At 58.5% G+C, this 12,083-nt stretch carries 13 protein-coding genes; 6 read left to right on the top strand and 7 right to left on the bottom strand.

The annotated features are described in order from the left end of the window. Positions 1 to 346: 346 nt before the first annotated feature. Complete coding sequence (locus C6366_RS16510) at positions 347 to 1,039, bottom strand: metal-dependent transcriptional regulator (RefSeq protein WP_107739938.1); 693 nt, start codon at positions 1,037 to 1,039, stop codon at positions 347 to 349. A gap of 27 nt (positions 1,040 to 1,066) precedes the next feature. Further along, on the bottom strand, positions 1,067 to 3,058 hold the full coding sequence (locus tag C6366_RS16515) for a ferrous iron transporter B (protein WP_107739940.1): 1,992 nt from the start codon (positions 3,056 to 3,058) through the stop codon (positions 1,067 to 1,069). Between the two features lie 272 nt (positions 3,059 to 3,330). Between C6366_RS16515 and C6366_RS16520 the strand changes: the two genes are divergently transcribed. The 4 genes from C6366_RS16520 (at position 3,331) to C6366_RS16535 (ending at position 4,780) form a co-directional block, all read left to right on the top strand. Beyond that, positions 3,331 to 3,597 (top strand): c-type cytochrome, encoded by a 267-nt coding sequence (locus tag C6366_RS16520; RefSeq protein WP_107739942.1) that lies wholly within the window; start codon positions 3,331 to 3,333, stop codon positions 3,595 to 3,597. A 9-nt stretch (positions 3,598 to 3,606) separates the two neighbouring features. Continuing rightward, positions 3,607 to 4,206, top strand: a complete 600-nt coding sequence (locus C6366_RS16525) for a pentapeptide repeat-containing protein (protein WP_146164893.1) — start codon at positions 3,607 to 3,609, stop codon at positions 4,204 to 4,206. A gap of 84 nt (positions 4,207 to 4,290) precedes the next feature. Continuing rightward, entirely contained in the window at positions 4,291 to 4,530 is a 240-nt protein-coding gene (locus tag C6366_RS16530) for a ribbon-helix-helix protein, CopG family (protein WP_233248548.1), read from the top strand. Next, on the top strand, positions 4,508 to 4,780 hold the full coding sequence (locus C6366_RS16535) for a type II toxin-antitoxin system RelE/ParE family toxin (protein WP_107739946.1): 273 nt from the start codon (positions 4,508 to 4,510) through the stop codon (positions 4,778 to 4,780). The genes C6366_RS16530 and C6366_RS16535 overlap by 23 nt, the downstream gene beginning before the upstream one ends. 144 nt (positions 4,781 to 4,924) lie before the next feature. Here C6366_RS16535 and C6366_RS16540 read toward each other — a convergent pair whose 3' ends face one another. From C6366_RS16540 to dsrO, 5 genes are all read right to left on the bottom strand, one after another. Further along, entirely contained in the window at positions 4,925 to 5,503 is a 579-nt protein-coding gene (locus C6366_RS16540) for a DUF305 domain-containing protein (RefSeq protein WP_107739948.1), read from the bottom strand. Positions 5,504 to 5,623: 120 nt separating this feature from the next. After that, complete coding sequence (locus tag C6366_RS16545; protein WP_146164894.1) at positions 5,624 to 6,091, bottom strand: hypothetical protein; 468 nt, start codon at positions 6,089 to 6,091, stop codon at positions 5,624 to 5,626. Between the two features lie 69 nt (positions 6,092 to 6,160). Beyond that, complete coding sequence (locus tag C6366_RS16550; protein WP_158269837.1) at positions 6,161 to 7,666, bottom strand: ethylbenzene dehydrogenase-related protein; 1,506 nt, start codon at positions 7,664 to 7,666, stop codon at positions 6,161 to 6,163. Positions 7,667 to 7,752: 86 nt separating this feature from the next. Then, positions 7,753 to 8,973, bottom strand: a complete 1,221-nt coding sequence (gene nrfD / locus C6366_RS16555; protein WP_107739954.1) for an NrfD/PsrC family molybdoenzyme membrane anchor subunit — start codon at positions 8,971 to 8,973, stop codon at positions 7,753 to 7,755. A 3-nt stretch (positions 8,974 to 8,976) separates the two neighbouring features. Continuing rightward, positions 8,977 to 9,723, bottom strand: a complete 747-nt coding sequence (dsrO, locus tag C6366_RS16560; RefSeq protein WP_107739956.1) for a sulfate reduction electron transfer complex DsrMKJOP subunit DsrO — start codon at positions 9,721 to 9,723, stop codon at positions 8,977 to 8,979. A gap of 1,259 nt (positions 9,724 to 10,982) precedes the next feature. On the opposite strand from dsrO, the gene C6366_RS16565 reads away from it, so the two are divergent. Both C6366_RS16565 and C6366_RS16570 read left to right on the top strand, forming a co-directional pair. Then, complete coding sequence (locus C6366_RS16565; RefSeq protein ID WP_107739958.1) at positions 10,983 to 11,420, top strand: disulfide bond formation protein B; 438 nt, start codon at positions 10,983 to 10,985, stop codon at positions 11,418 to 11,420. Further along, on the top strand, positions 11,417 to 12,073 hold the full coding sequence (locus tag C6366_RS16570; RefSeq protein WP_107739960.1) for a thioredoxin domain-containing protein: 657 nt from the start codon (positions 11,417 to 11,419) through the stop codon (positions 12,071 to 12,073). The genes C6366_RS16565 and C6366_RS16570 overlap by 4 nt, the downstream gene beginning before the upstream one ends. The last annotated feature ends 10 nt before the right edge of the window (positions 12,074 to 12,083 follow it).

Consider the following 12,083-nt stretch of genomic DNA (forward strand, 5'->3'; position numbering starts at 1 on the left):
ACAATGCAGCAGATGCGCACACTCCATTCATGTCTTTGTTGGAATGCCGGGGCACGAAAAGCGACCCGCAAGCTTGAGGAACCAAGCGACGCCCAGGCCCAGATACTGAAGGCCATGGGCTACGGAGTGAGCAGTGGGGTCTTACAGGAATTGGCGACTTAACACACCGAAATCACTTGCGTTTTCAAAAAAAATGACGTTCAATCTGTTAAACTCCTGTCAGAGTTGCGAGACAGTCTATCGTTAAGGTATGGCTGTCTGAAAGACTGAAGGCAGAGCTAGTCGGTACTGGCAAGATGCCTGCACCACCCACTTCACAAACGGAATTTCAGTAACAGCCATAGCCCTAACTTGCTGTCGCGCTGATTACTGAGGCCACCCGGCCTTCTTCTCCCAGCACTTTCCAGACAAAAATATTCTTGGCGATTTCGTCGTCCAGGGCCAGTTCGGTTTGCTCGTACTTGATGCAGAAGGCCGGGGTTTTGCGGTGGACCGTTACCACTGTTCCGGGGTTCAGGCCCAGGGAGATGAGTTGTTGCAGGTTGGAGTGGCTGCCGGGCTTGATGTAGGTGATGGTGCCTTTCTCGCCGGGCTGCAGTTCGTTCAGCCCGACCACCGTGTTGCTGATGGTCCGCTGTCCGGCATGGCAACACGGGCCCTTGGGGATGGGCTTGCCGTCCGGGCAGACCTCGGGGTGGCCCAGCAAGGTACAGATGGACTCTTCCACCTCGGGCAGCAGGGCGTGCTCCACCTCGCAGGCGATTTTCTCCATCTCCGCATTTTTGAGCTTCAGGATGCTTTTGAGCAGCACCTCGGCCAAGCGGTGCCGACGCATGATTTTCTCGGCGTGGGCCTTGCCTTCCCGTGAAAACAGGATTTTGCCCTCGCTGGAAACGAGCAGGCCTTGGCGTTCCAGTTCGGTGACGTCCTCGTCCGAGAACTCCACGCAACAGTGCTTTCTGACGTCATCCAGAGCATACTTCCCGCATTCGCCGGCGCAGAGGACGGCTTCCAGAATTTCTTCGTGTTTGTGTTCCATAATTCATGATCCTTGTGATCGAAGACGTTACGTGAAGGTGATCCCGGCCAGGCGGCAGAGGTGGTTCAGCAGGCTGGCCAGGATGATGGCGTAGACCGTGACCGTAGCCAGGATCAAGACCCCGGCCCGTGCGCCGCGCTCCTTGAACAGCACGATGGTCGCGTTGATGCAGGGGGCCAGGAAGGTCATCAGCACGAGATTGACCACGATCTGCAGGTTCGTGAACAGGGGGGTGAGATGCTCCAGTTCGGCCACGCCGCTTTCCCGGCGGATCATGGTCTTGATGAACACCTGGACGCTCTGTTCGGGCAAGCCCATGACCATGTTGATCACCGGTCCCAGGGCGGCTTCCAGGGCGCTCAGGCCGCCCACGCGCTGGAAGAGAAAGATGAACATCGAGGCCAGGACAAAGACCGGCAGGGCCTCCTTGATGAAAAACCAGGTTTTCCTGGAGGCCATTTTGATCACGGCCCAGGGCTTGGGCAGGCGCATGGTCGGGATTTCCAGGATCAACTGGGAGCGCTGTCCGGGAATGACCTTGTTCGCCAGCCAACCGGCCAGGAGCAGTTGGGAAAAGATCAGTCCGTAGACCGTGATGGAGGCCGAGACGGGCATCTTGGCCAGAATGACCATCATCACCGCCAACAGCGGAGCGCAGGGCAGACAGAGGAAGACCAGGAACGAGGCGATGTTCTTTTCCTTGGTCGTGCTGAGCACCCGGGTGGTCAGGATGGACATGGTCACGCAGGAAAAGCCCATGACCAGGGGGATCACGCCCTTGCCGTTCAGGCCGATCAAGCGGAAGACCCGGTCCAGAAGCAGGGAAAGGCGAGCCAGATACCCGGAGTCCTGAAGCGCGCCAAAGGCGATGTAAAAGCAGAAGATCACCGGCATGACCAGCCCCAGGGCCAGAAAAATCCCCGTGGGGAAGACGCCGAAGTCCGGGTCCATGAGCATGTCCCGGAGCAGGGCGCTGGGAATGAAGTCGATCAGGGCAGTGAGCAGCGGGATCAGGTGGGGCTCGAAGAGTTCGTCGTGAATCGTGTCCACCAGGAACGTGGCCCCGAAGGCTCCGATGAAATAGTACAGGAGCACGAGAATTCCCAGGGCAATGGGGATACCCGTGGAAAGTTGGGTGCACCAGTCGCCGAAGGAGAGAATCAATGAACTCTTGGAGGGCGGCTCGACCTTCTGGACCTGTTCGGCAATCCTGGCGGCCTCGGCCTGGTAGAGGTTGCTCAGTTCGATATCCACGGCAATGGGGCTTTCCCGACGGGTTTCCGCGGCCAGCCGACGGAGCTGGTCCAGCATCCCGGCACCGTATTTGTCCAGGATGTAGCGCTCCACGGCCGGATCCTCGGTGAGCAGAAGAATGCCCAAGGCACGGGAGGAGAACGTGCCCGAAGGCATGAGTTTCTCCACCACGGCAAGAAATTGATTCACCCGCGCAGAGTAGGCCGCAACAGGCTTCGCCGGACGAACGTCGTCCAGGGCCCGGGCCAGTTCGCGAACCCCGATCCCTTCCCGGGCGATGGTGGTCATCACGCGGATGCCCAGCTTTTCCGAGAGCTTGGCGAAGTCGATTTCAATGCCCCGTGACGCGGCCTCGTCGACCATGTTCACCACCAGCAACATGGGCAGCCCGTATTCCGCGAACTGCAGGGCGATGGCGATGGTCCGCTTCAGGTTCTTGGCGTCGGCCACCAGAAGGATGCGCAGATCCTCGCCGGGGATTTCCGGGGACAGCAGAATGTCCCGGGAGGCCCGTTCATCCTCGTTGGTGGAGAACAGGGAATGGATGCCCGGAGTGTCCAGGGCAACCCCGTCCCGCCCCTTGAGGCGTCCACGGGGAATGGAGACCGCGATGCCGGGAATCGCGACCTCGGTGCAGTCGGAAGCCGTTAGCCGGTCGTACAAGGTGCTCTTGCCGACTTTCATCGTGCCGATGAACACGTAATGGGCGCTGGGTTCTTTGTCGGCGTCGGAGCGGCAGGTGTCGCAGTGTTCGCAGGTGGTCATGGTCGTCTCATGGTGGTCTCGCAATGGTCGGTCATATGGAGGGCGGAAGAGGGGAGCCACCCGTTCGCTTGGGTCGTCGAGTTCCTTCCCAAGCTTTCCGAAGTCCGTCAAGCATCCGGGCTTCAAGAGGGTTCAAAAGTCGGCCCGTGCTTTGTTGGATATTTTCGGCGATTGATTTTTTTCGGGTCTGCTGTCAGGCTGACTGAGAGTTGACCCCATCACGGACGGACCCATAGTGACGAGTCTGTCCGTCAAACCAAGGAGGGAACATCATGAAAAAGACCACTCTCATTACCAGCTTGGCTCTGGGCGGGATTTTGTTGTTCGCCGGCACGGCTGCCGTTTCTTACGAAGCCCTGGACGGGGAAAAGCTCTACCAGGAGCGGTGTTCCCAGTGTCACGGTTTGGGACGGGTGGATCGGGCCACCAAGGACCTGGCTGCTTGGGAAACCACGGTGGACCGGATGATCGGCAAGCGTGCCGGATTGCTCAACGCCGAGGAGCGAGACGCCGTGGTGGAATATCTGGCCAACCGGTAGGACGATTTCGTGAACAAGGATGCCGCAAGAACGGCCGTTATCGCCTTGGCGATGGCGGTCGTGCTTTTTTGGGCGATGGCTTGTCCTGGTTTTGCGTTGGACCAGAGCGATCTGGAACGCCTGCTGGCCACCGGAGCCTGTCCGGGGTGCGACCTCAGTCGGGCCGACCTGAGCAAGACCGATCTGACCAAGGCTGATTTGTGGGGCGCGGATTTGCGGTTCGCGAATTTGGCGGAAGCCAACCTGCTCGAAGCGGATCTCCGCGAAGCCGACTTGCACGGAGCCGACCTGTTCATGGCCAACCTGATCCGGGTCGATCTCAAGGCCGCCGACCTGTCCAGCGCGGACGCCACCGGGGCCAATCTGTACAGGGCCATGCTTGCCGGAGCGGACTTGACCGAGACCGTCTTGTTCAAGGCCAACCTGAACAGGGCGAATCTGAAGAACGCACGCCTGGACCATGCCAACCTGTTCCTGGCGGACTTGAGCCGAGCCGATCTGAAAGGGGCCGATATCAATGGCGCGGATTGGAACGGGGCAAATCTGGACGGGGCCGTGTGGATCGATGGCCGCGTGTGCGGAGCTGGTTCCAGGGGCATGTGCCGATAATGGCATTATAGAGATGATTTTCGCGAAACCCGGATTGACTTTATCGAGTTTGCAATACATGTATACTCAAAAGGAGGCATGATCATGCTGCAACAAATGGGGCTGCGGTTGCCGGTGGACGTGATCGCCAGGCTGGACAATCTGGCCAAAGAAACTGGCAGGTCAAAGACGTATTATGCCCGCGAAGCAATCCTTGAGTACCTGGATGATATGGAAGACCAGTATCTAGCGGAAAAACGTCTGGAGGACATCCGGGCAGGCCGAAGCACGGTCTATTCACTGGAAGAAGTAGAGGCGGAATTTGGGCTGGTCGATCAAGATTGATAAACCTGCCAAGAAAGAACTGGCCAAGCTGGGGAGCAACGCGGCGAAGGACATCCTGAAGTTCCTCCGAAAGCGCATTGTCACTGATGAAGACCCCAGACGCCTTGGTGATCCGCTGCGAAAAGACCTATCTGGTCTCTGGAAATATCGAGTTGGTGCATATCGAGTGATCGCCGATATCCAGGATGATGTGTTCCTCGTCCTGGTGGTCAGGGTTGCTCACAGGAAGAAAGCCTACGGCGGGCATTGACCTCGACAACGGCCCGCGGGTAACAACCACGTCACCTTTCTGGGCTTGGAGTCCCGGTTCCAGAGGCGGATGTAGGTTGGACTGAGTAAAGAGCATGCTCTGGAACCGGGTCGGGGTGCTTCCTTCCCCTCTGCGTCCTGATGATCAATGACCGTGGTGGCCCGCCGGAGCCGGAGCGCCGCCCCATTCCTCCAGCCATTCCCGCATCTGGTCGATCTCCCGGCTTTGGGCTGCGACGATTTCTTCGGCCAGAGTCCGTACTTCGGCGTGCTCGGCCAGATTTTTGTCCAGAACATCACGAGCCATCTGCACGGCGGCGAGGTGGTGTTCAATCATGTCCTCAAGGAAGACGATGTCCGCTTCCTCCGCGGACAAGCCGTCGATGTCCCGCATCATGGGCTGATAGGCCGCCTGTGTGGCCGCGTCGGGATACCACTGCTTGATCCACTGGCGCATCTTGGCGATTTCCTCGGCCTGCGTGTCCATCACTTCCTTGGCGAAGTCGCGTAGTTCCTGGCGTTCGGTGACGGCCAGGATCTGCTTGGCGCTGTCCACGGCCTCCTGATGGTGAGGGATCATTTCCACGAGAAATTCCAACTCGCTGCCCACTTGATGTTGATGTCCATGCTCCGCCGCATCCGCCGCGACCTGTGAACCGGCCATAAACAGCAGGCTCAACACCGTAAGGGGCATCCAGAACGTCATGAGACTTCGTGCTTTCATTTTCGCTTCTCCTTGTCGTGTTAAACATCATTAATGCCGTTCCCGCCCCGCGAACCGAACGAAAGAACCGGCGATATCGATCCGGAATGCGGGACGGGAGCCGTTCATACGCTTACTTCTTTATTCTTGTGTCGCGGATGAATCCTCCAGAAGCCCTTCCATCATGACCTGCATCATTTCCATTTTGTCGTGCATCATCTTGCAGCATTTCATCATGCCCGCCCCCATCATTCCGTTGCCTTCTCCTTTCTTCTCGTGTCCGGACATCATCGGACACTTGGGCATGTCTTTCATCATCGCCATGCCTTTTTTCATATCTCCCATCTGCGCCTTCATCAGTTCCCGGCGTTCTTGAGGGGCGGTGGCGGCCTTGATTTTTTCCATCCTGGCCTTCATGCCCTGCATATGCCCCTGCATCATTTCCATTCGTTCATTCAACCCCTGTTCGGTCGCTTCGAATTCGGCGGCATCGACAGGCGCTTCCGGTGCTCCGTGGTCGGTGTGGGAATCGTGAGCCGTCTGCGCCGTGGCAAACGTGCCGAGGAAAAGCAACATACAACACGCGATCACTCCAAATGCATTCTTCATGATGTCCTCCATGTGGTTTAGGTTGCGGGCGGTGCGCAACGACACGCACCGCCCCTTGAAAATGGTCGACTACGGTTTGATGTAGTATTGTCTGGACTTGTTGGCCACGCTGTGGATGTCATCCAGGGTGTGGCAGTTCTGGCAGCGCAGTTGGAGCAAAAAGCTGGCCCCGGCCCGGTGCTTGTCCGGGCTGGTCAGGTGTTGCAGGCTGACTTGGCCGGGCAGGTACAGGGCGGACTTCAGCGGCTCGATCCCGGCCCAGTCCACGGACGCCACGTCGTCCACCATGATCGCCTCGATGTCCGCCTTGGATTCCTGGTTGCCCAGGGTGTACGGGAAGGAAATGTGGTGCCACAGCCTTCCGGCGGAAATGTCATGCACGGCAAAGGCCATGTTGTAGACGGTCTTGTCCAGCAGGCCGGCCAGATCCACGTCGTCCACCAGCTCGAAGCCGGTGCTCAGGTCGCGGTACAGGGTGAGGTTCCAGATATTGTTCGCATAGTCGAACTCTCGTTCCGATGCGATGTCGTGCTGGCTTGAGTCATAGATGAAGCCGACGCTGCGGGTGACCAGCGCGCCGGGCTCCATCTTGGCGACGATGTCGTCCAGCATGGCGGTGGCCTCTTCCGGAGTGCGCACGCCGAGCTGGTCGGCCCAGTATTCTTCCCAACCGGGGCGGAAGTTCGGGCGTTCCATGTCGTTGGCCAGGAAGAGCAGATAAAGCACGTCCACGGCATTGGTTTTGTCCACCGGGTCGAAATCCAGATCCTGGTAGATGACCTTCAAGGGCATAAAGTCCAGGCTGGTAATGGCCGCGAGCTGTTCCCTGCTCTTGATCAGTCTGCCCGCTTCATCGGCCAGAAAATAGTTGCCAAAGGACACCTTGTTCGGGTTGAACACGAAGCGCGGTAGTCCGGCCCCGTTCCACTCGCCAATGTGCAGGGGCTGATCTTCGCGTTGCCGGTCCCCGCGTTCCCGGACCCAGTTGGTCGGCGGCGAGCCCAGGGAGTCGCGCTTGCGTCCGTTGTACACGGTTCCGAACTTGCCCTTGCTGATGTAAGTGTCCTCGGCATATCCCATGGGCCCGCTCCGGCCTCCGCGCCAGTGCCACATGTCCAGACCGAAGGCGTCCACGTCCGCGTCCGTCTCGGCCAAAACGTAATGCCGGGAGTCGCCAAGGGTTTCGGGCATGCTTCGCAAGTCCACGTGGCAGGCCGCGTAGCATCCGGTATTGGCGAAGCCCTTGATGGGGCGGCGCGGGTCTTCGAACATGATGCTCAGCCGGTCCTCGTCAATAGCCTGTTCCCCGCGCAGACGCTCCCATTTTTCGCCGTCATACCCCACCAGGTCGTGAAACTGGCCTGCGAATTCCTTGGAACTTTCCCAGCGGAAGTTCAGGGCGATACGCTGCTGGTCCATGGCCGCCCGGACCTCCACGCCGAGTACCGGTGCATCCGGGTCGGTGATCACGGCCCGGTCGCCGACCATGTGCTTATGGGGATCTTCGCACCCGGAAAGAACTCCGACAAGAAATATACTGGCCAAAACGGTCATTATCTTTTTCATGGAAGTCATGGATAAAGCCTCCTCATTGGTGTTGATCATCCATCCGCCAATACGGTCCAACTGCCGCCGCGCCATCAAGGCCGAACAGAGGCCTGTCATCCTCTGGCCACGCTTTCTTCGGGCAAGGAAACGGCCATGGCCCCCGGTTCATCAGCAGGCGTCGGTGCGGCCTTGGGCTTCTCGGCTTCCGCGTGCCGGGGCGCTTGATCCAGGGAGAGAAACCGCTCTCCGAACATGTACAGCAGGATCGCGGCGGCCATTGTCCCGACCATCAGTCCCCACTCGGCGGGAGTGCTGGTATAGGCGGCCGTGGTCCCATCAATGGATTGGCGGAGCTGTCCGGCAAGCACGAAAATATGCTTGTCCACGTACATGCCGATCAGCACCAGCAGCCCGGCCAGTTCAATGGCGCTGCTTTTGCGCTTGGTGCGGGTCAGCAGCAACAGAAAGGGGACAAGGATGCCCACGCCCAGAAAGAGCACCCAGAACTGGAAGCCGTAAGGTGAGGCAATGATGAAAAACGTGTCCGGAACCTTGACGTAGACCGAGGCGATCAGCCGCCATACGGTGAACACCAGCCCGATGCCCAGGAGAACGGTCAGGATTGTCCCCAGCTCCCGGAGGGCTTGCTGCAGGTCCTCGCCCATGGGCTTGCCTTTCAGGGAGTAGGTCAGGATGGTCATGAAAATCATGGCCGCGATTCCGGAAATAACCGCTGAAAAAACGAACCAGACCGGTGTGCCGCTGCCGAACCACAGAGTGCGATCCAGAATAACCGAGAATATGCCGCCCAGGATGCTTGTGGCCACCACCGCGGCGATCAGCGTGATCACGGAAAAGGTGTAGGCCATGCGCGCGTAACCCTTGTGGATGGCCCAGAATTCCGAGAGCAGCAGAACGAGATAGATGCCGTAGACCGTGCCCATCCACCACAGCGGGGAACTCAGGCTGGGGTAGAGGATGAAGTGGTGCATCCTGGTGAATTGTCCCAGGTCCATGGCCAGCATGGCCAGGGCCGGGACCAGAAAGGACACGGCCAGAAAGTGGGCCCGCTTCTGGAGCAGTTGAAAGCGCTTGATGTTCAGCAGTTCAAAGAAGTTGGCGGTCAGGCAAAGTCCGCTGGCGGCCAGGGCCAGAAAGACGTACCCGGCAATGATCACGTTCCAGGGCACTTGGTCCGAGGAGCCAAAGACCTCCTGGCCCTTGAGCTGGATTTGCACGGCGCTGAATACGCCCAGGGCCAGCAGCGCCAGGCATGCGAAGAACAACAGGTAAATCAGCGCGCTTTTGCGCGGTTGCGTTTCCGTGTTGGGCATGGCCTAGACCCTCCTTTCGGTTTTGGGCAGTCCGTAAAAAATCTGTGGGCGAGTCAATTTTTCCGGCAGCAGTTGGATGCCCTTGCGCTCGAAAATCACCCTGGAAACATCGCTGCGCGGGTCGTTCAGGTCGCCGAAATAGCGAGCGTCCGCCGGACAGGCCTCGGTGCAGGCCGTGGTGATGTTCCCGGCATCGATTCTGTGCTGGCAGAAGGTGCACTTCAGGACCACGCCGCCCGGATAGCTCCCGCCGGCCGGGTGCGCTCTGCCATGCGAGAAGGGAGGCTGTTTGTTGAAGTGTCGGACCTGGTACGGGCAGGCTTGCATGCAATACTTGCAGCCGATGCACCGCTCCAGGTCCTGAACCACGATCCCGTCGGCCCGCTTGTAGGTGGCCTGCACCGGACAGACCGGAACGCAGGCCGGGTCCTCGCAGTGCATGCACTGCATGGGCTGGAAATGGGTGTCCAGGTAGGCGGCCCGTGGCTTCTCCATGGCCATCACGTCGATGTATCCGATGCCTCGCGGGGTGTTGTTCTCCCGGATGCAGGCCACGGTGCAGGCGTTGCACCCCACGCATTTCTCCAGGTCGATGAACATGCCGTAGCGCGGGGTGTCGCCGGTTTTGAGAATCGCGGGCAAGGGCACTTGCACTCCGGCTTGAAGCACCGCCAGGGGCGTCAAGCCGACAGCGCCGGAGACCCCCACGACTCCAGCCAGACGAATGAAATTCCTGCGGGAAAAATCCATATGATCCCTCCTCGTTGGGGTTGAGAATAGAAGTGTCGTCAGAGTCAGGGCAAGCTGATGTTGGGTTGGGTGTTGCCTCGCCGAAGAGGGATCAAGGCATGCGGAATAATAAGCTGGTCAGGTCTGGGTAGATCTGGCTCGTGCCGGGAAGAGAGATTCAGCAAAGCAGTTTCACGCTGAAGTCCCGGCTGAGCAAGCTTGGAGAATCCGCCGCCTTGGCAAAGGAATCAGGCGTGTTCAGGGGGGAAGCCGGCGGGACTCATGAATCCGTCGGGTGGGTACAAGGACGGTACGGAAGTATAAGTGCAGGAATGCGAGGAGAAAAAGACGATCGCGGCTACGTGGGACGTGCAAAAAGACAAGCAGTGTGGACACGCACAGAGTCCGGTCGCGCAGGGGGCAGGGGGCGTGTCCGGGCCAGGGAGGGAGTAAAATAAGGAATCGGACGAGTCTGGATGGCCAAAGTCCATGGCAATGCAATCGAATCCGCTTACGGCAACCAACATTCCGAGCAGAACGACGAGTGTCAGGATTTTTCTTTGGATCATTGACATAGGAAAATGCTAAGTTTGTGAAAAGGGATTGTCAAATAAAAGTTCAAAATCCATGTTTTTTGACATGCGGACATCGGCGCGGTAGATTGGATTAATGTGTGCGCTGCTTGTAAGAGGGCTAGTTTTGGCCGTTCTGCTGACGACCTCTTTTGCCGCAAGTGGGGCAGGGGCTGTTGTTTCGGCGTTGCTTCACCCTGCTGACGTGGACTCCTGCTGCATGCCGTTCAGCCCTGATGTCAGCCCTGATGAGCCCGCGAACCCAACCCCATGCACGGAGCAGGGGTGTCTCTGCCTTTTTTGCCTGAAACTGCTCACGTCCTTCCTTCCCGAGGCCACCCTTGGTCTTCCCTCGACAATCACCTTCGCCCGCCCACCCTTTGCGCGCCCTCCTTCGGACTTGGTCCGTCGTATCGACTTCCCTCCCGAACTTTCCTGATCTTGTTTGCTCGTAACTGCTCAGCACATTTTGTGTCCGCTCTTGCTCCGGCAATCGGGGTCGGTGCTTCGCTCTCGGATTCGGAATCGAAACAGGAATTTTGAACGCATCCCCGCGTTTTGACCCCGATCCCGATTCCGACCCCGGCAACGGCATTACTCCGTGCTGCGTGTTGAAAAAAATATTTGGCAACAGTCCCAAAAAAACACCAATTGCCGCGTTGCTGCGATTGGGAGTTTTTTACTGACTGCTATGGGAGGTCAATCCGCATGGCTTCTACGGATAGCATGAGTAATCCAGGCTGGAATATTCTCTTTCTGGCTTGGCTGCTGACCATTGCGTCCGCACTGACGAGCATTTTCTTCAGTGCCGTGATGCAACTGCCCCCGTGCGTTCTCTGCTGGTACCAGCGCATCTTTCTCTTTCCCTTGGCGTTCATATTCACCACGGGTCTCTTTTTCTGCGACAAGAGCGTGGTGCGCTACGCCCTGCCTCTGGCAGGCGCGGGCTGGCTCGTGGCCCTGTACCAAAATCTGCTTATTTACGGGATAGTCCCGGAGAGCATCAAGCCGTGCAGTCAGGGGGTCTCCTGCACGGAGAGTGATTTCAACATCCTCGGTTTTCTGACGATTCCGATGCTCTCATTCATGGCTTTCACGATCATTCTGGTGCTACTGTACACCTTCAATAGGAGATTTTCACAATGAGGAAACAATATCTCGTTGCCGCCGCCGGACTGCTCCTGGGTCTGCTCTTCATCATCGCAACCCATGTCTACCAGACGCAGCAAGCGCAGAAGCTGGACTTTCTGGCCCGGGAAGACGCCGAAGTCTTTGTCCGGCCTCACTCTCCCAGCCTGGGCAGCCAGGACGCCCGGGTCACCCTGGTGGAATTCATGGACCCGGCCTGCGAGACATGCGCCGCATTTTCCCCCTTCGTGAAGAAACTGATGGACGACAATCCCGGCAAAATCAGGCTGGTTTTGCGATACGCTCCGTTCCACGACGGGGCCGATGATTTCGTGCGCATCCTCGAAGCAGCGGGCAATCAGGGCAAATATTGGGAAACGCTGGACATCATGTATCAAAGCCAGGGCCACTGGGCCAGCCACCAGAACCCGCAACCGCATCTGCTTTGGGACTTCGTGGCCATGGCCGAAGTGGACCTGGACATGGTCAGAAACGACATGAACGAAGCAAGAATCCAGCGCATCCTGGAGCAGGACATTGCCGACGCCAGGGCGCTCAACGTCACCAAAACCCCGGGCTTTTTCGTCAACGGCAAGCCCTTGACGACCTTCGGCTTCAAGCAGTTGCAGCAACTGGTGGAGTCGGAAATCGCGCGGATGTACCCACAGTGAGCCGAAGCTG

Source organism: Desulfonatronum sp. SC1, assembly GCF_003046795.1.
In the GTDB taxonomy this organism is placed as follows: Bacteria; Desulfobacterota; Desulfovibrionia; order Desulfovibrionales; family Desulfonatronaceae; genus Desulfonatronum.

Coding starts and splice junctions, on each gene's coding strand:
- C6366_RS16510 (WP_107739938.1), bottom strand. CDS start 1,039: ATGGAACACAAACACGAAGAAATTCTGGAAGCCGTCCTCTGCGCCGGC.
- C6366_RS16515 (WP_107739940.1), bottom strand. CDS start 3,058: ATGACCACCTGCGAACACTGCGACACCTGCCGCTCCGACGCCGACAAA.
- C6366_RS16520 (WP_107739942.1), top strand. CDS start 3,331: ATGAAAAAGACCACTCTCATTACCAGCTTGGCTCTGGGCGGGATTTTG.
- C6366_RS16530 (WP_233248548.1), top strand. CDS start 4,291: ATGCTGCAACAAATGGGGCTGCGGTTGCCGGTGGACGTGATCGCCAGG.
- C6366_RS16540 (WP_107739948.1), bottom strand. CDS start 5,503: ATGAAAGCACGAAGTCTCATGACGTTCTGGATGCCCCTTACGGTGTTG.
- C6366_RS16545 (WP_146164894.1), bottom strand. CDS start 6,091: ATGAAGAATGCATTTGGAGTGATCGCGTGTTGTATGTTGCTTTTCCTC.
- C6366_RS16550 (WP_158269837.1), bottom strand. CDS start 7,666: ATGACTTCCATGAAAAAGATAATGACCGTTTTGGCCAGTATATTTCTT.
- nrfD (WP_107739954.1), bottom strand. CDS start 8,973: ATGCCCAACACGGAAACGCAACCGCGCAAAAGCGCGCTGATTTACCTG.
- dsrO (WP_107739956.1), bottom strand. CDS start 9,723: ATGGATTTTTCCCGCAGGAATTTCATTCGTCTGGCTGGAGTCGTGGGG.
- C6366_RS16565 (WP_107739958.1), top strand. CDS start 10,983: ATGGCTTCTACGGATAGCATGAGTAATCCAGGCTGGAATATTCTCTTT.
- C6366_RS16570 (WP_107739960.1), top strand. CDS start 11,417: ATGAGGAAACAATATCTCGTTGCCGCCGCCGGACTGCTCCTGGGTCTG.